Source organism: Brevibacillus sp. MCWH, assembly GCF_013096935.1.
GTDB lineage: Bacteria > Bacillota > Bacilli > Brevibacillales > Brevibacillaceae > Brevibacillus > Brevibacillus aydinogluensis.
Map to the genome: position 1 here is coordinate 60,003 of NZ_SDLF01000006.1, position 21,136 is coordinate 81,138.

Annotated in this window: 20 protein-coding genes and 1 other annotated feature; of the genes, 5 read left to right on the forward strand and 15 right to left on the reverse strand. The window is 58.6% G+C overall.

Annotation, left to right across the window (positions count from 1 at the left end; all coding sequences use genetic code 11):
- Positions 1–45: 45 nt before the first annotated feature.
- On the reverse strand, positions 46–1,146 hold the full coding sequence (gene gpr / locus ETC00_RS07380) for a GPR endopeptidase (protein ID WP_171565349.1): 1,101 nt from the start codon (positions 1,144–1,146) through the stop codon (positions 46–48).
- 157 nt (positions 1,147–1,303) lie between these two features.
- Here gpr and rpsT point away from each other — a divergent pair, with 157 nt between their 5' ends.
- Positions 1,304–1,579, forward strand: a complete 276-nt coding sequence (rpsT, locus tag ETC00_RS07385) for a 30S ribosomal protein S20 (protein ID WP_171565350.1) — start codon at positions 1,304–1,306, stop codon at positions 1,577–1,579.
- 39 nt (positions 1,580–1,618) lie between these two features.
- Here rpsT and holA read toward each other — a convergent pair whose 3' ends face one another.
- From holA to ETC00_RS07405, 4 genes are all read right to left on the reverse strand, one after another.
- On the reverse strand, positions 1,619–2,665 hold the full coding sequence (gene holA / locus ETC00_RS07390) for a DNA polymerase III subunit delta (RefSeq protein ID WP_171565351.1): 1,047 nt from the start codon (positions 2,663–2,665) through the stop codon (positions 1,619–1,621).
- A 349-nt stretch (positions 2,666–3,014) separates the two neighbouring features.
- Positions 3,015–3,869: a hypothetical protein gene (locus ETC00_RS07395; RefSeq protein WP_171565352.1), complete on the reverse strand. Its 855-nt coding sequence runs from the start codon at positions 3,867–3,869 to the stop codon at positions 3,015–3,017.
- The gene (locus ETC00_RS07400; RefSeq protein WP_171565353.1) at positions 3,866–4,414 is read right to left on the reverse strand and encodes an RNA polymerase sigma factor; all 549 of its coding nucleotides are present in this window, start codon (positions 4,412–4,414) and stop codon (positions 3,866–3,868) included. Before ETC00_RS07400 ends, ETC00_RS07395 begins: the two co-directional genes overlap by 4 nt.
- A 52-nt stretch (positions 4,415–4,466) precedes the next feature.
- Positions 4,467–6,851 (reverse strand): DNA internalization-related competence protein ComEC/Rec2, encoded by a 2,385-nt coding sequence (locus ETC00_RS07405; protein WP_371808877.1) that lies wholly within the window; start codon positions 6,849–6,851, stop codon positions 4,467–4,469.
- Positions 6,852–6,979: 128 nt separating this feature from the next.
- Between ETC00_RS07405 and ETC00_RS07410 the strand changes: the two genes are divergently transcribed.
- The 4 genes from ETC00_RS07410 to comER all read left to right on the forward strand — a co-directional run bounded on the left by ETC00_RS07410 (position 6,980) and on the right by comER (position 11,451).
- The gene (locus tag ETC00_RS07410; RefSeq protein ID WP_171565355.1) at positions 6,980–7,411 is read left to right on the forward strand and encodes a deoxycytidylate deaminase; all 432 of its coding nucleotides are present in this window, start codon (positions 6,980–6,982) and stop codon (positions 7,409–7,411) included.
- A 224-nt stretch (positions 7,412–7,635) separates the two neighbouring features.
- Positions 7,636–9,561 (forward strand): asparagine synthase (glutamine-hydrolyzing), encoded by a 1,926-nt coding sequence (gene asnB, locus ETC00_RS07415; protein WP_171565356.1) that lies wholly within the window; start codon positions 7,636–7,638, stop codon positions 9,559–9,561.
- Between the two features lie 166 nt (positions 9,562–9,727).
- Entirely contained in the window at positions 9,728–10,552 is an 825-nt protein-coding gene (locus ETC00_RS07420) for a helix-hairpin-helix domain-containing protein (RefSeq protein WP_171565357.1), read from the forward strand.
- Positions 10,553–10,617: 65 nt separating this feature from the next.
- Positions 10,618–11,451 (forward strand): late competence protein ComER, encoded by an 834-nt coding sequence (comER, locus tag ETC00_RS07425; protein WP_171565358.1) that lies wholly within the window; start codon positions 10,618–10,620, stop codon positions 11,449–11,451.
- Positions 11,452–11,560: 109 nt separating this feature from the next.
- Here comER and leuS read toward each other — a convergent pair whose 3' ends face one another.
- The 10 genes from leuS to ETC00_RS07475 all read right to left on the reverse strand — a co-directional run bounded on the left by leuS (position 11,561) and on the right by ETC00_RS07475 (position 20,704).
- Positions 11,561–13,978, reverse strand: coding sequence for a leucine--tRNA ligase (gene leuS, locus ETC00_RS07430; protein WP_171565359.1), 2,418 nt, complete (start codon positions 13,976–13,978; stop codon positions 11,561–11,563).
- 66 nt (positions 13,979–14,044) lie between these two features.
- Positions 14,045–14,284, reverse strand: a binding site (T-box leader).
- Between the two features lie 46 nt (positions 14,285–14,330).
- Entirely contained in the window at positions 14,331–15,074 is a 744-nt protein-coding gene (locus ETC00_RS07435) for a class I SAM-dependent DNA methyltransferase (protein WP_171565360.1), read from the reverse strand.
- 5 nt (positions 15,075–15,079) lie between these two features.
- Entirely contained in the window at positions 15,080–15,436 is a 357-nt protein-coding gene (rsfS, locus tag ETC00_RS07440) for a ribosome silencing factor (RefSeq protein ID WP_171565361.1), read from the reverse strand.
- On the reverse strand, positions 15,436–16,026 hold the full coding sequence (gene yqeK, locus ETC00_RS07445; RefSeq protein WP_171565362.1) for a bis(5'-nucleosyl)-tetraphosphatase (symmetrical) YqeK: 591 nt from the start codon (positions 16,024–16,026) through the stop codon (positions 15,436–15,438). Before yqeK ends, rsfS begins: the two co-directional genes overlap by 1 nt.
- Positions 16,010–16,606 carry a nicotinate-nucleotide adenylyltransferase gene (locus tag ETC00_RS07450; RefSeq protein WP_171565363.1) on the reverse strand — a complete coding sequence of 199 codons (597 nt, stop codon included), beginning with the start codon at positions 16,604–16,606 and terminating at the stop codon, positions 16,010–16,012. The genes yqeK and ETC00_RS07450 overlap by 17 nt, the downstream gene beginning before the upstream one ends.
- 3 nt (positions 16,607–16,609) lie before the next feature.
- On the reverse strand, positions 16,610–16,900 hold the full coding sequence (yhbY, locus tag ETC00_RS07455; RefSeq protein WP_171565512.1) for a ribosome assembly RNA-binding protein YhbY: 291 nt from the start codon (positions 16,898–16,900) through the stop codon (positions 16,610–16,612).
- Between the two features lie 29 nt (positions 16,901–16,929).
- Positions 16,930–17,784: a shikimate dehydrogenase gene (locus tag ETC00_RS07460; protein WP_171565364.1), complete on the reverse strand. Its 855-nt coding sequence runs from the start codon at positions 17,782–17,784 to the stop codon at positions 16,930–16,932.
- A 76-nt stretch (positions 17,785–17,860) separates the two neighbouring features.
- On the reverse strand, positions 17,861–18,979 hold the full coding sequence (gene yqeH, locus ETC00_RS07465; protein ID WP_171565365.1) for a ribosome biogenesis GTPase YqeH: 1,119 nt from the start codon (positions 18,977–18,979) through the stop codon (positions 17,861–17,863).
- Positions 18,976–19,500, reverse strand: coding sequence for a YqeG family HAD IIIA-type phosphatase (locus ETC00_RS07470; RefSeq protein WP_171565366.1), 525 nt, complete (start codon positions 19,498–19,500; stop codon positions 18,976–18,978). The genes yqeH and ETC00_RS07470 overlap by 4 nt, the downstream gene beginning before the upstream one ends.
- A gap of 121 nt (positions 19,501–19,621) precedes the next feature.
- Positions 19,622–20,704: a DNA polymerase IV gene (locus tag ETC00_RS07475; protein WP_171565367.1), complete on the reverse strand. Its 1,083-nt coding sequence runs from the start codon at positions 20,702–20,704 to the stop codon at positions 19,622–19,624.
- Positions 20,705–21,136 lie beyond the last annotated feature (432 nt).

Below are 21,136 nucleotides of genomic sequence, written 5' to 3' on the forward strand. Positions count from 1 at the left end.
TGTCAGTGAGGAGCGCTCACCGGCAGACGGCCAGGACGGCAGCCATCAGTGGGTGTAGGCCGCGCTGTTCTTACTGTTGACGGCACGGTGGAGCGCCTGGTTCAACCCGGTAGCGAGCACGTTGGCCACCCCTTCGATAAAGTCGTCCACTTCCTTGGGTGTCACCACCAGGTCTTGTCCCAGCGGCCGCAGCACCTCGTGAATGAGCTGCCGTTTTTCCTCCTCGGGCAGCGACCCCACCAGGCCCAGAAACGTCTTGCGCGCCTCCATGTCGGGCAGATCATCTTCCGTATACGGCTCTTTCCGCTCCGGCAGACTGCTCATCGCCAGCTTGTTGGCGGGCCGGTTGCTCTCCTTCATTGACTGGCCGAAGTGGCCGAGCAGATAGGTGATGGCGTCGTTGACAATCGTGGAGGCAAACACGACCGTCGGCACGCCGATCGCGATCACCGGAATGCCCAACGTCTTTTCGTCAATTGCCTTCCGCTTGTTGCCGACGCCGGAGCCGGGATGAATTCCCGTATCAGAAATCTGGATCGTGGTGTTGACACGGTGCAGCGCACGGGAGGCCAGCGCGTCGACGCAGATGACGAAGTCGGGTTTGCTCTTTTCCACCACCCCAAAGATAATCTCGCTCGTCTCGATGCCGGTGATCCCCAGCACCCCCGGCGAGAGGGCGCTCACTTCGCGGTACCCGTCTTCCACAGTCTCGGGAGCGAGCGTAAACAAATGACGGGTGACGAGCAGGTTTTCCACCACCATCGGTCCCAGCGCGTCCGGCGTCACATTCCAGTTGCCGAGGCCGACGACGAGCGCCTTCTTTTCTTCCGTAATTCCCAGTTCGCTGAGAAACCGGGCAAATTCACGGGCGAACCGCTGGGCTACCCGTTCTTCGACGGCCGTGTCGTTGTTGCGCAGCTTCGGCACTTCGATGGTGATGTAGTGGCCAGGCAGCTTGCCAATCTGCCTGCCCGCTTCCTCGTTTTCCACAGCCAGGCGCGTTACCTTGATCCCCTCTTCCGAATCGTCCGTCTCGATCCTGACACCGGGGATCTGGCCGCCTTGCTGCTGCTGGGCCAGTTCATGTGCTTCGAGGGCCAGGTCGGTCCGGATGGAATAACCGGACAAATCGAGATTGTGCTCCATCTGTACTTGCTCCCTTCTCCATTTTGTTCCTGCTGTTAGGTTGCTTGAAACCCCGTTTTTTATTCCGAATCCTTTCTTGCAAATGGCAAGTCTGCGTGCTAGAATAAGTTTTGTTGTATTTCCTGCATGCCTATGGTCGTCTAAGGAGGTGACACACATGCCAAACATTAAATCCGCGATCAAGCGCACCAAACAAATCGAAAAGCGCCGCGCACAACGCGCTTCTCAAAAGTCCGACCTGCGTACTGCAATGAAGAACTTTGAGAAAGCGGTCGCTGCTTCCGATGTCGAACTGGCGAAATCCACTCTTCTGGTGGCTGTGAAAAAGCTGGACAAGGCCGCTACGAAAGGTCTCATTCATAAAAACGCAGCAAACCGTCAAAAGTCCCGCTTGATGAAAAAGTTCAACGCTCTGACCGCTCCGGTAGCGTAAGAGTAATCGGTACATCAGAAAAACCCGCGAACACCTGGTTCACGGGTTTTTTGCTTTGGTCCGTTCCTCGTAGACGCGCGTCATGAACAGTTCCAGGGCCAGCCGCTTGTCCACCTGTCCGGACTTCATCCGGTAGTCTTCCTCGGCCAATACGGCCAACAGCCTTCGCAGCGCCGCTTCGGAAAAGTGACGCGCTTGTTCCATCGCTTTTTTTACCGCGTACGGATGCACTTTCAGCATGCCGGCCAACTGCTGCTGCGAATACCCCCGCGGCGCCCACTGCCGCACGTGCAGCAGCAAGCGGAACTGCCTGGCCAGCAGCGCCACGAGGCGAATTGGTTCTTCGCCCGTTTTCAGACAGTCGTACAGCATCCGCAGGCCTTTGTCCAGCCTGCCTGCGGCGGTATGCTCAATCAGGGCAAACACGTCTTGTTCCAGCGTGCGCGAGGCCAGCGTTTCGATCACCTCATCCGTGATGACCGCTCCGCTCCCCCCCACAAACAACGCCATCTTTTCCAGCTCTTTGTCCAGCAGGCGCAGGTCGCCTCCTGCGCGCTCCACCAGCTTCACTGCCTGCGGCCGCTCAATGACAGCGTGGTACTTCTCCGCCTGACGCTCCACCCACGCGTACAGATCGGCGTCTCGCAGCGGCTGAAACGGTATCACTTTGGCCTTTTGGTGAAGGATCTTGACCAGTTTTTTTCGCTCGTCCAGCTTGTCCGCCTCCGTATGCAGCACGAGCGAAGTGTAGGTCGGCGGCTGCTCCAGATAGGCAAGCAGCGCGTCGGGATCGCTCTCTACCTTCGTCGCCGGCTTGCTGCCGGTCAAAAAGTACGCCTGCCGGGCAATCACCAGGCGATGTTCCCCCAGAAACGGCAGCGTCTCCGCATCCTGGACGATCTCGGCGAGCGGTGTTTCCGTGCAGTCGTACACGCTCAGGTTCAAATCGGCGAAGGCCGGGTCAATCATCTCCCGGCGGGCCGCCGCGAGAAACTCTTCGGCGAGAAAGGACTCCGGGCCGTACAGAACATACACCGGCGCAAACTGCTTCTGTCTGATCTCCCGGATGGCCGAAAGCAGCGGCATGGCTTCTCCTCCTCCTTCGTATTCCTGGGTTATTATAGCACAGATGCGCGCAACGGGCACCGCGGATGTCTCGATCACCGGCATGGGCGGACAAAGGCCCGTTTTTTCTCAAGGCGACGCGCTCCTGCAGAGCGAAACGAAAAACCGCAGCCTGGATCGCTGCGGTTTTTCATATGGGCACCTCTATGTAAACGTTCTGGGAGAAGTCCCGGGATGCCTTCTCCTGAAACGGTAAGCAGGGGGTGCTGGATACTGCAATATACGCAGTTCCTTCCCTGCCGGTGCCGGTCCAATTGCAAAAAGCGCGTTTGTCACGAACGCACGAACACTGCACACGCAAAGGGGGGCGTCAGTCTCTGTCGCGCGATTTCCCTCTGTTGCCGCCGGACTTGTCGTCATCATCTTCGTCGCGGTCGTCGTCATCACGCACTTTTTTTTCGTTTCTGTCCGACTTGCTGTCGTCCTTTTCTTCCAGGCCAATCGGAAACACCGGCTTTTCTTCCTGCGGATCGATGACTGGCCTTACGGGCGGTTTGGGTTCCACCTGCTTTTTCGGTTGGACGGTTTGCTTTGCAGGTGGCGTTTTAGTTTCTGTCTTGGTCTTTTGCTCTTTTTTCTCTGTCGTCTGCGATTTTACCTTCTTCGCCGGTTTCGTCTGCTGCTCCCCCGTTGTTGTTACTGATGATGAATGAGTGCTCTTTGGGGGCACAGGCGGACCAAACACGGCAGGCGCCACCTCAGGCGTTTCTTCGCCAGCCGTCGAACCTTGCTGGTAATCGTCCGAGTTCTGCTGCTGATCGCTGCTGCCCATAAAGAGCAGAAATACGAGCAGACAGGCGGCAACTGCACCGCTTCCGATCCGGGCCATCCAGACGTACGCCCGCCGCCACTTCGACGATTTCTCGGTGGCAGACGCCGCCTGCTTCACCTCCAGCTTGGGCAGAGATTCCCGCTTAGGGGATGATGCTTCTGCCGGCCGGACCGATTCTGACTCCAACTGCGGTAGGATCGCGTCCACCAGGCTGTATGGTGGTGTGACAGGGGGAAGTTGTTCCAACTGCTCAGAGACTCGTTTCAAACGGTCGTACGCAAGCTGCAGATCGGGATTGTTCCGGAGCATGGCAAACAGCTTTTCCCGCTCTTCCGGTGAGAGGTCCCCATCCATATCCCGCTGCATCCACTCCCAGACTTCTTCATCTATCATCTACCGATCCCCCCTTTCTGATAGTCGTGCAACAACTCCTGCAGTTGTTGTCTGGCCCGAAACAAATACGACTTGACCGTATTCAGCGGCAGATCCAATGTCTCGGCAATCTCTTGGTAGGACAAATCCTCAAGATAGCGGAGCACCACCACCATGCGGTACTGATTGGGCAGTTTTTTGATCGCCTGCTGAATATCGCTCGACAAACTGGTGAGAAGGATTTCATCTTCTACGTTGTTTCGATCAGGGATGATGAGCTCATGCTCGTCAATCGAGACCGTTTCCTTCATGGCGCGAAATTTATCCATGCAAACGTTGTTGACGATCCGTTGCACCCATGTGGAAAACCTTGCCTTTTCCTGGTACGTGTCCAGCTTTCGATAAATCCGGATCAACGCTTCCTGGGAGGCATCGAGAGCGTCCTGTTCATTTCCTAGGATATAATAAGCGCTGCGGTAAACAGAGGCCTCAATCGATCGGAGCAGCTCGACAAGCGCGTCGTGATCCCCGGCTTGCGCCATCCTGATCAGCTCTGCCTCTCGCATAATCTCCTCTCCCTCCTACAGACGGGGCGCTGCTGAAAAAGGTTGCAAGCATTTATGTATCGGTAATTTGCGTTTGCCAGTGCACCGCTCCCCTGCGTATGACCAGGGTGACTGCCCCATGCAGATCCGTTCGGTAAACATTTGCCCCTGTATCCATCAAACGCTTGACCACGACGGGCGAGGGATGCCCGTAGCGGTTGTTTCGGCCGGCCGAAATGACGGCGGCTCGCGGTTTTGCTGCGGCCAGAAAAGCGGGAGAGCTGGATGTGCTGCTGCCGTGATGCGCCACTTTCAATACATCGACGGGCGACAGCAGGCTGCGGGCAAGCAGCCGCTCTTCCCCTGACCGTTCAATATCGCCAGTAAACAAAACAGTCGTGCCATAAGCGGTAAGACGAAGCACGACAGAAGCATCGTTGCCCGTATGTGTCAAATCTCCGTCCGGGTGAAGCCAGGCCCACTCCACACCGGGTACATCCGTCCATGTCTGCCCAGGCCTTCCGGTCAGGACAGGTACGCGTTTTGCGCGGAAACGTTCGAGAATCGCGGCTTCCTCGTCACGGGGAGGTGAACCGTTGACAAGCACCGAGCCAAATGTAAAGTGCGGCACCAGCGCTGCCATCCCTCCGATGTGGTCGTGATCCCCGTGCGTCATTACCACATGGTCGATCCGTTCGATCCCCCGCGCTCGCAAAAAAGGCAACACGACGTCTTTCCCCACATCAAACGGATCACGTCGCTCCCGCCAGGATTCCCTGGCTGGGTACCGGGGTGTTCCACCCGCATCTATTAAGTATACCTTCTTTTTACCAACTTCGACAACGATAGAATCTCCTTGATCGACGTCAAGAAACGTGATCCGCACTTCGTCCCCGCCGGCGAACGGCTGTCTCGCGGCCACGAGCAGCAACAGAAAAAGGCCCGCATACAGCCAGCGGTCCCTCGGACGATGGTAGCCTCGCCACCACAATACAGGCAGTGCCGCGAGAAAAAGCCCGTACAGCACGATCCACCACCACTGGGGATGCGGCCAATGGGAAAACGGCACGGTCTGCGCCTCCAGCCAAAACAGCGGCCCGTGCAGCCAGTCCAGCAGCGCGGAAGCCAGCCGGGCGGGCAGCACGGCCAGCGCCGGGTGAATCAGTCCGAGCAATAGCGCGAGGTAGCCTGCAGGCAGCACCACCATTGAAAGCAGCGGCACGGCCAGCAGGTTGACCAGCCAGGAGAGCGGTGAAAACTGATGAAAATGGTAAATGAGAAACGGGAACGAGACAGCCTGCGCGGCAAAGGTGACGGCCAACGACGTGCGCAGCCACTCGGGCCCCCGCGTGAAAAACTGGCGGCCGACGGGCACGAGCACAATCAGCCCCAGTGTCACGCCAAACGAGAGCTGGAACCCCAGGTGCCACAAGTAGTACGGATTGAACGCCAGCATCAACAGCAGCGCCCACCCCCACACCTGCCTTCCCTCCGTCTGCCGGGCTCCAGCCTGACAGAGCAGGCCGATCGCTCCCATGATGCCGGCGCGCACCGCGGAGGCACTGGCCCCCACGATTAGGACATAGCCGACAAGCAGCACTGTCGTCAGCACCAGGGCCGTCCGGCGCGGCATCCCCGCCCGCTCTGCGATCCACACGAACATCCCGCTCACCAGCGTCACGTGCAGCCCGGAAATGGCCAGCACGTGACTCAAGCCAAGGTTGTCGTACATCTCTTCCGTTGCCGGCGACACCCCGTCCGTGATGCCCAACAGCAGCGATTGCATGTAACCGGCTGCTTCCTGGTCTGGAAACAGCAGGGCAATGCGGTCGGCAGCTGTCGTCTGCCACCGCCGAAACAGCATCATTACACCCGACTCGGCCGGCTCCATCCGGACGTCGCCGTACTCCGCTTCCGCCACGATACGCACGCCCTGCCACCGCAGATAGCGGGCGTAGTCAAACGCATGGGGGTTGCGGGCCGACGACGGCAGCGACAGCCGGACCGTAGCCGACAGGCGGCTGCCCTGCATCCACCGTTCCACCTCATGCGCTTCCGGCTCTCGGGACAAGCGGACCCGCAGGGCGATCCTCTCCGCTGTCGCCATGTCGGTCATCTGCCGCCCGGTTTTCCCCCATGTTTCGACCGACAGAAAAAACCGGGCCGTATCGCCGTCGCGCTTCACTGGCGAATCAATGACACCGGCGACCGCGATCGACTCGCCGTCCTCCGCCAACGGCAGCAGCGTCGAACGCTGGAGATAGTCGTACCCTTGAAAGTAAAGTCCTGCTAGAATACAAATGAGAGAATGATAAAGCATCCGCGTGCGATGCGGGCGGTGCAGAAAGAGGCACACTGCCGACGCAGCGGCGGCTAATAGTGCCAGCCAGGCGGTTTGCAGGCAGGCCCCCGCCAGCAGCCCGCAGACTGCCGCAAGGCTCACGGTAAAAACACTCACCAACGACACCCCCGTGTCACGTGTCTGAGACATCGAGTGTACACAAGGGGGATGGGACAAAAAAACAGTGCAAAAAAAGCGTGCCAGCAATAACAGACCCGCATGGTTCGCTCAGAGGGAGGACAGTCATGACGAGGAAAAGTTGGGATGAATACTTCCTGGACATTGCCGAGCAGGTGTCAGCCCGTTCCACGTGCAACAGACTTCACGTCGGCTGCGTTATCGTGAAGGACAAGCACATCATCGCCACCGGCTACAACGGTTCCATCCACGGACACGATCACTGCGAAGACGCAGGCTGTCTTCTGGGAGACGACAACCGCTGCCATCGGACGATCCATGCTGAGACAAACGCCTGCCTGCACGCAGACCGGGACAGCCTCAAGGGTGCCACCGCCTACGTGACGCATGAACCGTGCGAAAACTGCTCCAAAATCCTGGCCCAGGTTGGCATCAAGCGAATTGTCTACCGCCATGCCTACCCAAACAAATGGAACCGGTACTTTCTCAAGGATCTGGAAGTCGTCCACATGCCGCCGCAACCGGTGCAGAGTAATTGACGCTCGTGGATGAAGCGAGGCATTTCCCGCCCCAAGCTCCCGTCCGAAAAACCGGGCGGCGTACACGACCTGCCCGTTTTCAATCACGCGTGGTGTCTGAGTCACGGTACCCTCGGGGACTGCACTTGCTACGGAGTCAGCTTGGGCATTCGGAGCGATTGCGTTGACCGTCAATCCATGATAGAGTTAGCTAGAGCAATCAGTGAGAGGAAGAGTCATTTCATATGTGTGGAATCGTATCAATCTACAACAAGCGCCAAGCGCCCGTCGCCCAAGAGACGATCGGCGCGATGACGCGTGTCATCCTGCACCGCGGTCCAGACGATGATGGCTTTCACCTGGAAGACAACATCGCCCTGGGCTTTCGTCGTTTGAGCATCATTGACGTGGAAGGCGGCCATCAACCGCTGTTCAACGAGACGCGTGACATCTGGATTATCGGCAACGGCGAAATCTACAACTACAAGGAACTGCAGCACTGGTTGAAGGGGTGCGGACACGTTTTCCATACCGATTCCGATATCGAAACCATTCTGCACCTGTACGAAGAGGTGGGAATGGATGCACCGAAACACCTGCGCGGGATGTTTGGTTTCACCATCTGGGACTCCCGTAACAAGCGGCTTTTCGGCGCACGCGACCACTTCGGCATTAAGCCGCTCTACTACGTGGAGACGAATGACGCGATCGCCGTGGGCAGCGAGATCAAGAGCCTCCTGGAACTGCCCGGAGTCAGCAGGGAAGTAAACCACACCGCGTTTTATCATTACTTGACGTTTCAATACGTGCCCGATCCGGAAACGATGTACCAGGGCATCTACCGCATCCCGCCCGCCCACTCGTTCGTGATTGAGAACGACCAGATTCGACTGCAGCGCTACTGGGATGTCGAGTTCAAGCCGGACGAAAGCAAGCCGTTCTCCTACTTTGTGGAAGGCACGCGCAGCATTCTGCTCGAATCCGTCGACAAACACCGCGTCAGCGAGGTACCGCGCGGCGCATTTCTGTCCAGCGGCGTCGACTCCAGCAGCATTGTCGGCATGCTGCGTACGTTTGAACCGGTGAAGACGTTCTCCGTCGGCTCTGACATCCCCGGTTACAGCGAGCTGGATTACGCCCGCCGTACCGCCCAATATCTCGGCACCGAACACCACGAACTGGTCGTCAACGCGCAGCGCTACATGGACGAACTTCCCCGTCTCGTCTGGCACCAGGACGAACCGGTGGCCGACCCGTCCGCCATCCTTCTCTATTTCGTCGCGCAGATGGCCAGCGAACACGTCACTGTGGTGCTCTCCGGAGAAGGCGCCGACGAATTTTTCGGCGGCTACAACATCTACCGCGAACCGCACTCGCTGCGCATGTTCTCCCGGATGCCCGGCTGGATGCGCCATTCCATCCGCTATCTTGCAGAAAAGCTGCCGGAACAGGTCAAGGGCAAAAACTTCCTGATCCGCGGTTCGAAGACGGTGGAAGAACGCTTCTTTGGCAACGCCCTGATCTTTACCGAAGAGATGAAGGAACGAGTCGTCATGGCCGACATTCGCCGCTCCGAGGAGTACCGTTCCCCGTGGACGGTCACGGAAGAGATCTACAAACGGGCGAGTGCGTACGACGACGTCACCAAAATGCAGTACCTGGACATTCACACCTGGCTGCGCGGCAACATCCTGATGAAAGCGGACAAGATGACGATGGCCAACTCGCTGGAGCTGCGCGTTCCGTTCATCGATGTCAAGGTGTTCGAATTTGCCGCAACCATCCCGACCAAGTACAAGATCGCCAACGGCACCACCAAGCACGTGCTTCGTGAAGCGATGAAAGATTTTCTCCCGCCGGAAATCAAGACGCGCAAAAAGCTGGGCTTTCCTGTGCCGACGCGCCACTGGCTGAAAAACCACTTTTACAAGTGGGCCAAGGAGATCATCTTCGAATCCAAGGTGGACGATTTGATCAACAAGGCGTACGTTCTGTACATGCTGGATGAGCATCGCGAAGGCAACGCCGACTACAGCCGCAAAATCTGGACGATTTTGATCTTCATGCTGTGGCATCAGATCTTTATCGAGCAGAAATACAACTTTGGACCGTATGTCAGCCCCAGCGTGGAAATTCGCCGCAAAAAAGAATCGCTGCAAAACTTGGGATAACACCAACACCTGACCAAACGGCTTCGCCCAAAGATGCTTCGGGCGGGGCCGTTTTTCAATGGTTTGCATATCATTTGCACACCCCTGCTGTCTTTTTGTAGCATCCGGATAGAGAGCCTTATGACGCCTTCACGGCATGCCGGACGAGACGCAAGGGGGTTTTTTTATGCTTTACGAATGGTGGGAACGATACCGGCGCATCGCGATCGCCGCAGCCGTCATCCTGTTTGTGGGCATCAGCATCTGGCTGTACCATGCGCAGCAGGCTGGGACGACAGCGGACCTGCCGCTGCAGGAAGCGTTTGCCTCTGTCGGGGACGGCCAATCTGCATCGGGCGAAACGTCCGCTTCGGTCGAGCCGCCTTCTACTGCCGGTACACAACAACACTTGTCCGATCCACCAGGCGCGGTCGGGGCCGTTCCTGCTCCTCGGCAGGACGTGGCACATCAGGGGCAGCCGCGCGATACAGGCGCTCCTCCCCTGTTCGTGGACGTCAAAGGTAAGGTAAAGCAGCCCGGGCTGTACCAGTTTGAGGCCGGGGCTCGGGTCGCCGACGCCATTGCCCGGGCAGGAGGACCCGCGCCGGATGCCGACGTGGAGCAGATCAATCTGGCCGAACCGCTGACGGACGGCAGCGCTGTCCTGGTGCCGGCCAAAGGCAGTCCGGCCTCTCCCTGCGGCCAGGCGGCGGCCCACTCCGCAATCGTGGAAACAGTGGGAACGGGCAGTTCGCTCGGCAGCGCAGCCGCGGGGAGTTCGACCGGCGCTTCCGGGGGCGGAAAAGCTGGCGGCGCACAGCCCGTCAATCTCAATACTGCCAGTCTGGAAGAATTAATGACGCTGCCCGGAATTGGCGAAGCGCGGGCCAAGGCAATCCTGGCCTACCGGACAGAACACGGAGCGTTCCGTTCGCCGGAGGAATTGAAACGAATCAGCGGCATCGGCGACAAGATGTACCAGCGCCTGAAGGATCACATCCGCGTCCGCTAGTGATGGTCATGTTCCGTCTCCTGTACACATACAATGGGGAGAGAACCAGCGAGGGAGGAATGGACATGGACAGGATCGGGTTTATCGGCACGGGCAACATGGGCAGCATGCTGATCGAAGCCCTGCTCGCGGCCAAAGCCCTGTCTCCCGGCCAGATCATTGCGAGCAATCGCACCCCCGCCAAAGCGGAATGGTTGGCCGAACGTCACCCCGGACTGACCGTAGCTGCCAGCAACGCCGACGTTGCCCGCGGTGCCCGTGTGCTGCTGCTGTGCGTCAAACCGTTCGAATACAGGCAAGTATTGGAACAGACTCTTCCGGCACTTACGCCGGAACACACCCTGCTGACGATCACCAGCCCCGTCAGTTTGAAACAGCTGGAATCGCTCGTCCCCTGCGCCGTTGCCCGTATGGTGCCCAGCATTACGAATGCAGCCGGCAGCGGCGTCAGCCTGTTTGAATTTGGGTCAAGAATCGACAGTGACACGCGGGAAGGCATACTGGACCTCTTCTCCCAGATCAGCAATCCGGTGGAAGTGGCGGAGCCGTTTTTGCGCATCGCGTCCGACATCGCCAGCTGCGGCCCAGCCTTTGTCAGCTATATCCTGCGCGAGATGATCAATGCCGCCGTCGAAAAAACCGGCATCTCCGAAGAAGCCGCCGCTTATCTGACGTCTCAGATGCTCATTGGCATGGCCGACCTGTTGAAACAGGAGATGTTTACCCTGTCCGCGCTGCAGGAGCGGGTCTGCGTACCGGGCGGCATCACCGGCGAAGGGCTGATCCCCCTGCGCGAAGCCGTGCCTGGCATGTTTCGGCAGGTGTTTGAACGCACGCACGCCAAATTTGCCGAAGATCGCGAGCACATGGCCCGCCATCTTGAGACGCCGCCCGACTGACACCAAATAAAAGGCGCGTTCCCTGCCGGAACGCGCCTCATTTGGTTGATGCAATTGTCTCCTGTATCTTTTACTGCCGATTAAAACGTGCTCAATCGATGCGGATTTGTTACTTGACCACGATGTTGACCAGTTTGCCAGGGACAGCAATCACTTTTACGATCGTTTTGCCGCTGGTCAGCTCCTTGATCGTCTCGTTGCTGACGGCCAATTCTTCCATCTGCTCTTTGGTCGCGTCGGCCGGGATGCGCAGTTTTTCCCTGTTTTTGCCGTTGATCTGCAGCACGATTTCCACTTCGTCTTCCACCAGTTTGGATTCATCGTACTCCGGCCACGGTTCGTACGCAATCGTATCGGTGTGGCCCAGTTTTTCCCACAGTTCTTCGCCGATGTGCGGGCAAATGGGCGACAGCAGCTTGACGAAGCCTTCCATGTATTTCTTCGGCAGCACGTCCGCCCGGTAGGCTTCGTTGATGAAGATCATCAACTGGGAGATGCCCGTGTTGAAGCGGAGCGCCTCGTAATCTTCCGTCACCTTTTTCACGGTTTGGTGGTATACGCGCTCCAGTGCGGCCGACTCGCAGTTATCCTTGATTTTTTCATTCAAGCGGCCGTTGTCGTCAACGAACAAGCGCCATACGCGGTCGAGGAAACGGCGCGCTCCGTCAAGCCCTTTGGTGGACCAGGCGATGGAGGCGTCCAGCGGCCCCATGAACATTTCGTAAAGGCGGAGCGTGTCGGCGCCGTGGCTTTGCACGATCTCGTCCGGATTGACCACGTTTCCTTTGGACTTGCTCATCTTTTCGTTGTTCTCGCCGAGGATCATGCCCTGGTTGAACAGCTTCTGGAACGGTTCTTTCGTCGGCACGACACCGATGTCGTACAGGAACTTGTGCCAGAAGCGGGCGTAGAGCAGGTGGAGAACGGCGTGTTCCGCACCGCCGATGTAAATGTCAACGGGCAGCCATTCCTTCAGCTTTTCCGGGTCGGCCAACTGCTGGTCGTTGTGCGGATCGATATAGCGCAGGTAGTACCAGCAGCTTCCCGCCCACTGCGGCATCGTATTGGTCTCGCGGCGTCCCTTCAATCCTGTTTCCTTGTCGACGACGTTGACCCATTCCGTGATGTTGGCAAGCGGCGATTCGCCCGTGCCGGACGGTTTGATCTCCTTGGTCTTTGGCAGGACGACGGGGAGTTCTTCTTCCGGCACCACTTTCATCGTACCGTCTTCCAGGTGGATAATCGGAATCGGCTCACCCCAGTAGCGCTGACGGCTGAATAGCCAATCGCGCAGGCGATAGGAGACTTTGCGCGCTCCCTTGCCGTTTTCCTCCAGCCATTCGATCATCTTGTTGATCGCCTGCTCCTTGTTCAACCCGTTCAGGAATCCGGAATTGACGTGCTCGCCGTCGCCGGTATAGGGCGCTTTGGTCACGTCTCCGCCGACGATCACTTCCTTGATCGGCAGGCCAAACGCCTGGGCAAACTCGTAGTCGCGCTCATCGTGTGCCGGTACTGCCATGATGGCACCTGTACCGTAGCTGACCAGCACGTAATCGGCGATCCAGATCGGCAGCCGCTCCCCGTTTACCGGATTGATCGCGTACGCGCCGGTAAACACCCCGGTTTTTTCCTTGGCCAGGTCGGTGCGCTCCAGATCGCTCTTCCGTTTGGTCTGCTCCAGGTACGCATCCACCGCCTGCTTCTGTTCCGGCGTCGTGATGGTGTTCACCAGCTTGTGCTCCGGCGCGAGCACCACATAGGTGGCACCAAACAGCGTATCCGGGCGGGTGGTGAAGACGGTGATGGTCTCGTCGTGACCCTCGATTCCAAAGACGACTTCCGCCCCTTCCGAACGGCCGATCCAGTTGCGCTGCATCTCCTTGATGCTTTCCGGCCAATCCAGTTCTTCCAGGTCTTCCAGCAGGCGGTCAGCGTAAGCCGTAATCTTCAGCACCCACTGCTTCATCGGGCGGCGTTCCACCGGGTGGCCGCCGCGCTCGCTCTTCCCGTCGATGACTTCCTCGTTGGCCAGCACAGTTCCCAACGCAGGGCACCAGTTTACCGGCACTTCATCAATGTAGGCCAGTCCATGCTCGTAGAGCTTCGTAAAGATCCACTGGGTCCATTTGTAGTAGGCCGGGTCGGTCGTGTTTACCTCGCGATCCCAGTCGTAGGAAAAGCCCAGGGATTTGATCTGCCGGCGGAAGTTGTCGATGTTGCGCTGCGTAAACTCCGCCGGATCGTTTCCGGTGTCGAGCGCATACTGTTCGGCCGGCAGGCCAAAAGCGTCCCATCCCATCGGATGGAGAACGTTGTAGCCCTGCATCCGTTTCATCCGGGACAGGATGTCAGTAGCCGTATAGCCCTCTGGATGGCCGACGTGCAGTCCTGCGCCGGACGGATACGGAAACATGTCGAGCGCGTAAAACTTCTTCTTGTTCTTGTCTTCCAGGGTTTTAAACGTTTTGTTCTTCTCCCAGTAGTCCTGCCACTTTTTTTCGATCTCCTGATGATTGAAAACCATTGTGTCGCACTCCCATCGTAAAAAGATGACAAAAATAAGAAAACCTCCCGCCCCTGGCGCACTGCCGAAAGGGACGAGAGGATTATGCACTCCCGCGGTACCACCCTACTTGATGAACGTATCGTTCACCCGCTTGTTGTCCCTATCGCGGACGAGACGCTCCTCCTTACGCAGCCGGCGAAACCAGCCTGCCTTCGGGCGGAGTGCTTCGAGGCGAGTTCGGAAAGTCCCAGGTTGACTCGCACCTGCCGTCAACTCTCTGATGCCATGGGAGCCTTTCGTACTACTCCTCTTCAACGCATACTCATGTTTGCGGTTGTATTCCGATTATAGACAATCCGTACCAACCGTGTCAACGCTCGGGTCGACGCGCGGCAAAAAACAGCCGTTCGCTGGTTTCGTGCGGCGGAAGACCGGTAAAATCGGCCGTGATCTCCACGTCGACAAACCCCGCGTCCGCCAGCCAGCGCAACAGCTGAACCGGCTGGTACGCACGCTGCCAGTGCTCCTCCTCCACACGCTGGTACAGCCCGTCCGGTTGGCGCAGGAAAAAGGTGAGCTGGTGCTCCACCTCCAGCCGAATCGGGTCGCAGAAACATTGCCAAATGTACGAAACTTCGTCATCCACCAGCGTAAACGTCTGATTGCCGAACACGTGCAGCATCTTGTAGGGGCTGTGAACGTCAAACAAAAACGTGCCGCCGGGATTCAGATGCTGATAGACACGTTCAAACGTCAGCTTGACGTCTTCCTCTTCCGTCAGATAGCTGAGCGAATCGCACAGGGAAATGACGGCGTCGGCAGCGGGCAGATCCAACTCCCGCATGTCCTGCTCCACCCAGGTGATTTGAACCTGCTCCCGCCTCATTTTGTCATAAGCCACCGCCAGCATCTCCGCCGAGAGATCCACCCCCGTCACCCGGTAACCGCGTTTGGCGAGCGGAATGGCGATGCTGCCCGTTCCGCAGCCAAGGTCGATTACCTGCCGGGGTTTTTCCCGCTTTTCCCAGACCCGCTCCAGCCAATCCAGCCACTGATCGTAGGGGGAATCGGCCATCAGCTTATCGTAGACGGACGCCAAATGCGCGTACGCCATCGCCGTCAGCCCTGCTCTCCAAAGGAGACTGCCGGTGCGTCTCCCCAGAGCCGCTCCAGATTGTAAAACTCCCGTTCTTCGCGGTGAAACACGTGAATGACCACGTCTTCCAGGTCAATCAGCACCCAGCGTCCCTCGTCCGCCCCCTCGATGCCGCGGACGTTGTAGCCGTGTTTGTGCGCCTGGTCGCGAATCTCGTTGACGATTGCCTGAACCTGGCGCTCGTTGTTGCCGTGGCAGATCACGAAATAGTCGGCGATCACGGACTGTTTGCTGATGTCCAAAACGATCAGGTTTTCCGCCTTTTTCTCTTCCGCAGCTTTTACCACCAGGCGTGCCAGATCTTCCACCGTTTTAACCATCAAACTCCTCCTTGTGCATCCCTGCGGGATACGAGATCGTTGTATGCCAAGAGCGTCAACGGATACACCGTTTTCCGCTTTTCGATCAAATGCTGGATCGTGCCCCCGAGCGCGCACGCCAGCGCTTCGTCCAAATCCTGCTCGGCCAGGGCGCGAATCATCTCCACCCCGGGGAAATCCCGGTTTGGTTCTATATAGTCTGCCACACAGACCACCTTTTCTAACAGACTCATCCCCGGACGACCGGTCGTGTGGTACCGGACGGCCTGCAAAATCTCCGGATCGCTCACGCCGAGCTCCGTCTGGATGACGATGGCACCGGCAAATGCGTGCCACAGCTCTTTTTCCCCTTCCAGAAGCTCGCGCGGCATGTCGTGGCGGACGAGGATGTCGCGCATTTTCTCCACCGGCCAGCATTTGCAGTAGTCGTGCAGGTAGCCGGCCAGCTCCGCCTTGTCCGGATCGGCGCCAAAGCGCTCCGCGAGCCGCCTCGCCGACTCCGCCACGCCCAGGGTGTGGCGGTACCGCTTGTCATGCATTTGGGCGCGCACCTTCGCGAGCAGCGCCTCCCGATCAACCAGTCCGTACATATAACCCGTGCTCCTTTATATAACGCTCTACTGCCGGCGGGACGAGGTAGCGGATACTTCTGCCCGCCGCCACTTTTTCCCGAATCAGCGAGGACGAGATGTCCCAGGACGGCATCTCGACGAAGCTGACATACGCTTCGTGCGCCTGTCGGTCCAGCCGTGTCCCCGGCCGCGCCAGCCCGATAAACCGGACCAGCCGGATCAGCTCGGCAAAACGATGCCACTTGGGCAAAAGCTCCACCATGTCGGCCCCGACGATAAACGAAAAGCGGCAGTCTGGATACGCGGTGACCAATTGACGCATCGTGTCGTAGGTGTAGGATGGCCCGTCTCGCCGCAGTTCCACGTCGGTCACGCGAAAGGCCGGATGGTCCGCGACAGCCAGTTCCACCATGCGCAGACGGTGTTCCGCCGGCGTGATGCCCGCCCTCGCCTTGTGCGGCGGGATGCGGGCCGGCATGAACCAGACTTCGTCCAGCCTCATCTGGTCTCTGGCCTGCTCCGCGGCAAGGAGATGACCGCAGTGAATCGGATCAAACGTGCCGCCCATTATCCCGATCTGCTTGTCGCGCTGTTCCATGGCTTACGGCAGCTCGATCGTCTTGTTTTCCCGGGACTCCTTGTACAGCACGACGGTATGGCCGATGAGCTGCACCAGTTCGGCCTCCGCTCCTTCCGCCAGGGCGTTTGCCACCTCGTGTTTGTCATCCAGATTGTTCTGCAGGATGGACACCTTGATCAGTTCCCGCGCTTCCAGCGCCTCTTTGATCTGTGCAATCATGTTGTCGTTGACGCCGCCTTTTCCCACTTGAAAAATCGGAGTGAGATGATGGGCCTGCGCCCGCAAAAAACGCTTCTGCTTGCCGGTGAGCATCGGCATGCCTCCTTCTTTTACGTCTATGGTCATGAACTTGTCTTCGTAAGCTGCTGCAAAACAATGTCCCGCATCGTCCCTGCGGGAGCCGTCTGCCCCGTCCACAGTTCAAATGCGAGCGCGCCCTGGTTGACGAACATGCCTACGCCGGAATGAACGCGCGCACCGCACGCCCGCGCCTCTTTCAGCAGACGGGTCTCGAGCGGGTTGTAAATCAGATCACTGACGATCAGACCGGGGTGCAGCCAGTCCGCCTGCACCGGCATTTCGTCCACCTGCGGGTGCATGCCGATCGACGTGGTGTTGATCAGCAGCGTGGCATCGGCGATCGCCGCTTTCCCGTCCGCCGGATCGATCACCGCAGTGGGCACGATCGTTCCCACGTGTTCTGCCAGGAGCGCGGCGCGTTCACGCGAGCGGTTGATGATTCGGATTTCCCGCACGCCCTGTTCAGCCAGGGTGAACGCGACAGCGCGCGCCGCTCCCCCGGCCCCCATCATCGTGACAACATGCTCGCGCAAGTCGATCCCCGTCTCCTCCACCAGGGAACGGACGTAGCCCGTCCCGTCGGTGTTGTAACCGATCAGGCGGCCGTTCCGGTTGACGACCGTGTTCACCGCGCCGATCCGCTGGGCCAGGGGATCGATTTCGTCCAGCATCGGCATGATCGCCACCTTGTGGGGAATCGTCACGTTGACCCCTTTGATCCCCAGCGCGCGAATGCCGGCCACTGCTTCCCCCAAGCGCTCCGGTTCCACATCAAAAGCGGCATAGGCAAAATCCAGCCCCAATTCGGCAAAGGCGGCGTTGTGCATCAACGGCGATTGGGAATGCGAAACCGGATGGCCCAACAGACCAACCAACTGTGTTTTGCTCGTGATCATGCGGATCTCCTTCCCCTCTGCTGCTCTTTGTGTAGCATATGACAGGGCAGGCGGCAGGCGAAGCAGCACTGCCGCTTTAAATCAGACCTTTTCTTATCCCGACGCTGACGCCCTTGGGCGCGTGCACGACGACGTGCGCCTCTTCCTTGCCCCGCAGGCTGACCCATCCCAATCCGGAGATGACGATGTCCGTCGTGCCGGCAGGCGGGATCTTGAACGTATGCTTGACAAAGGGGGGCAGCGCCTGAGCCGCCTCTGCTCCCGTGGGCGGGCTAAGCAGTTCCCCATGGTGCTTGGCCATGACCTCGTCGGCATTCTCCAGCTTGGTGCGGTGAATGTACAGGTTGTTGGCCACGTAGACGACAAATGGCTGGTGCTGGCCGCGTACAAAATCGATGCGAGCCAGTCCGCCCAAAAACAGCGTCTGTTTGTCGTTTAACTGGTATACCTTGGGATTAATGCGCGCCGTGGGCGTGATCCTGCGCAGATCCTGCGGCGACACCATGTGGCCGATCTGGTCGCGGTTGATGATCCCGGGCGTGTCGTAAATGGAGCGGCCGTCTTCCAGCGGAATTTCGATCTTGTCCAGCGTCGTGCCAGGGAATGGAGACGTGGTGATTTCCAAGTCGGCCGAACCGTAGTCGTGCAAAATCCGGTTGATCAAGGTCGACTTGCCGACGTTGGTAACCCCGACGATGTAAACGTCCCGTCCGCGCCGCAATTGGCCAATGCGCGCCAGAAGCTCGTCGATGTTGACGCCTTTTTGCGCGCTGACCAGGATGACGTCCTCCGGGCGCAGTCCACGCTCTTTGGCTTCGTGCTGCATCCAGTTGCGAACGCGGTTCAGGTTGATGTTTTTGGGCAGCAGATCCACCTTGTTGCCGACCAACAAAATGGGGTTCTTGCCGACAAAACGGGGCAAGCCCTTCAGCCACGACCCCTGGAAGTCGAAGATGTCGACCACCATCACCACGAGGCTGTCGGTCGCTCCAATGCCGTGCAGAATCCGCAAGAAGTCGTCGTCCTCCATGCTGACCGGCGCCACTTCATTGTAGTGTTTGATCCGGAAACAGCGCTGGCAGATGACGGTTTCCCGGGCGAGGGCCGACGCCGGCGCGTACCCCGGCCGTTTCGGGTCCTCCGTCTGAATGGCCACGCCGCAGCCTGCGCACGTCTCCGGTGTTTGTTCGTTCACGATTCTGTCTTCCACGAAATCATTCCTTTCTTGCGCATCCAGTATAACGCCACCCGTTCCATCCGGCGGTTGAACCGCGTCCAAAACCCGTCCGTCTGGGCAACGGGGACGACGAGGATGGTATGAAACCCGAGCCGGTTGCCTCCCAGCACGTCGGTAAACAACTGGTCGCCGATCACAACCGTCTCCGCGATTGTCACGTTCATCTCTCGGACCGCCTGCAAAAAGGCGCGGCTGGACGGCTTTCGCGCTGCGCAGATGAACCGGACCCCCAACGGGGCGCAAAAGCGGTTCACCCGCTCCTGATTGTTGTTGGACACGACCGTCACCTGGATGCCTGCCTCGTTCAGCCGTTTCAGCCAGGCTTCCACCTCGGGAGTGGCGTGTGGCCTGTCCCACTCCACCAGGGTGTTGTCCAGGTCGGTAATGACCGCGCGTATGTTTCTTTTTCGCAGTTGATCTATATCAATATGATGGATAGATTCCACAAATTGATCCGGCATCAGCTTCTCCAGAAACACGGGGCACCTCCAACACGGCCTGAAAAGAACCGCGATTTCGGCACTTACTATACCACACTCCGCCACCGGCTTGCAAAAGTTTCAATCCGCATTCAAATACAATCCGCGAGGCAGCACGGCATCACTGCCCGAGACGATATCCCGTGTCCGCTTCATGAAAACCCTCCCACGAAAACAGCGTCAACTGCTCGTACCGCTGTTCCGTCGGCGGCGCAAAGTTGGAGAAACCAACACCGACGAGGCGCACCCCCGGGGAGTAGTCAAACGCGTCCAACAGCTCTTCCAGCAGGTCAGCCCAGTTTTCGCCGGGGGCGGCCTTGCGCTGTTTGGTCCTGAGGGTGAAGTCGGCGTATTTGATTTTCAGCGTCAGCGTTTGCGGGATGACACCCTCCTGCCTCACATCCTGCTCCGCCTCCTCCAGCAGGGCGGCAGCGATGGGGCTGACCGCCTCACGGTCGTATAGGTCAAACGGCAGCGTCGTCTCGCGGCTGAGCGATTTGGGAGCCCGCTCCGTCACGATTTCCCGGTCGTCCACGCCCCGGGCCCGATGGTAGAGCGCTCGTCCGAACTTGCCGAACAACTGCACCACTTCGTCCAGGGAAAGCTGCCAAAAGTCTTCCACGGTGTGAATGCCCTTTCGCGCCAGCAATTCCTGCGATTTTTTGCCCACGCCATGCAGCGTTCCGACAGGCAGCGGCCGCAGCACCTCCAGCGCCTGTTCCGGTCGGATGACGACGAAGGCGTCCGGCTTTTTCAAATCGCTGGCGATCTTGGCGAGGGACATGTTGTAGGAGAGGCCGATGCTGCAGGTCAGGCCGGTCTCACGCTTTATCCGCCGCTTGATCTCCCGGGCGACGGGAACGGCGTTGTCGTATCCGGAGACATCCAGGTACGCCTCATCCAGTCCCACGGTTTGATAGCGATCCGTATAGGCGGCAAACACCTCGCGGATCTCCGCCGATTTTTCCGCGTAGCGCTCGTAACGAACCGGCAGAAACACGCCGTGCGGACATTTTTTGCGGGCCAACGCCATCGGCATCGCGGACCGCACCCCGTATTTTCGCGCTTCATAGCTGCAGGTGGATACCACGCCGCGGTTTCCCGTGCCGCCGACGATCACCGGCCGGCCGCGCAGTTCCGGGTGATCCAACTGTTCAACACTGGCAAAAAACGCGTCAATATCCAGATGCAGGATCTTCTTCACAGGAGATACCACCAAACATACATTCTCATATGGCTATTATCGTTCTTTTTTTAAACGGATGCAAGATACAGCCGCCTGCTGCGTACGGTCGCCGCCTGCTGCGTACGGTCGCCGCCTGCATCGTGTCAGCCGCCTGGTAACGTCCTCATGGTGACAAAAAACCGCCCTTCCCGAGCGAAGGGCGGCCAGACTAAAACAATCTTAACCATCGTTTCCAGGCCGGAGGCCTGCACATCGATCAAATAACGTTGTAGAAAAGTACGAGGTATGGAGTGATGGGCCAAGCGAGCTCCTTTGACGACCCGCTCAGCGAAAAAACGAAGACGCGGGAAAAACAGGGGGCACAAGTCTCACATCCTCGAAACACCCAGATGTGTGCCCCCTGCCCGCGTCGCGTTTTGAAGCGGACGCATTCCGCTTCTTTGCTGGTCG

What these genes read in the sequence shown, in the direction of transcription:
- gpr (WP_171565349.1), bottom strand. Translation starts at nt 1,146, where the DNA reads ATGGAGCACAATCTCGATTTGTCCGGTTATTCCATCCGGACCGACCTG.
- rpsT (WP_171565350.1), top strand. Translation starts at nt 1,304, where the DNA reads ATGCCAAACATTAAATCCGCGATCAAGCGCACCAAACAAATCGAAAAG.
- holA (WP_171565351.1), bottom strand. Translation starts at nt 2,665, where the DNA reads ATGCCGCTGCTTTCGGCCATCCGGGAGATCAGACAGAAGCAGTTTGCG.
- ETC00_RS07395 (WP_171565352.1), bottom strand. Translation starts at nt 3,869, where the DNA reads ATGATAGATGAAGAAGTCTGGGAGTGGATGCAGCGGGATATGGATGGG.
- ETC00_RS07400 (WP_171565353.1), bottom strand. Translation starts at nt 4,414, where the DNA reads ATGCGAGAGGCAGAGCTGATCAGGATGGCGCAAGCCGGGGATCACGAC.
- ETC00_RS07410 (WP_171565355.1), top strand. Translation starts at nt 6,980, where the DNA reads ATGACGAGGAAAAGTTGGGATGAATACTTCCTGGACATTGCCGAGCAG.
- asnB (WP_171565356.1), top strand. Translation starts at nt 7,636, where the DNA reads ATGTGTGGAATCGTATCAATCTACAACAAGCGCCAAGCGCCCGTCGCC.
- ETC00_RS07420 (WP_171565357.1), top strand. Translation starts at nt 9,728, where the DNA reads ATGCTTTACGAATGGTGGGAACGATACCGGCGCATCGCGATCGCCGCA.
- comER (WP_171565358.1), top strand. Translation starts at nt 10,618, where the DNA reads ATGGACAGGATCGGGTTTATCGGCACGGGCAACATGGGCAGCATGCTG.
- leuS (WP_171565359.1), bottom strand. Translation starts at nt 13,978, where the DNA reads ATGGTTTTCAATCATCAGGAGATCGAAAAAAAGTGGCAGGACTACTGG.
- ETC00_RS07435 (WP_171565360.1), bottom strand. Translation starts at nt 15,074, where the DNA reads ATGGCGTACGCGCATTTGGCGTCCGTCTACGATAAGCTGATGGCCGAT.
- rsfS (WP_171565361.1), bottom strand. Translation starts at nt 15,436, where the DNA reads ATGGTTAAAACGGTGGAAGATCTGGCACGCCTGGTGGTAAAAGCTGCG.
- yqeK (WP_171565362.1), bottom strand. Translation starts at nt 16,026, where the DNA reads ATGTACGGACTGGTTGATCGGGAGGCGCTGCTCGCGAAGGTGCGCGCC.
- ETC00_RS07450 (WP_171565363.1), bottom strand. Translation starts at nt 16,606, where the DNA reads ATGGAACAGCGCGACAAGCAGATCGGGATAATGGGCGGCACGTTTGAT.
- yhbY (WP_171565512.1), bottom strand. Translation starts at nt 16,900, where the DNA reads ATGCTCACCGGCAAGCAGAAGCGTTTTTTGCGGGCGCAGGCCCATCAT.
- ETC00_RS07460 (WP_171565364.1), bottom strand. Translation starts at nt 17,784, where the DNA reads ATGATCACGAGCAAAACACAGTTGGTTGGTCTGTTGGGCCATCCGGTT.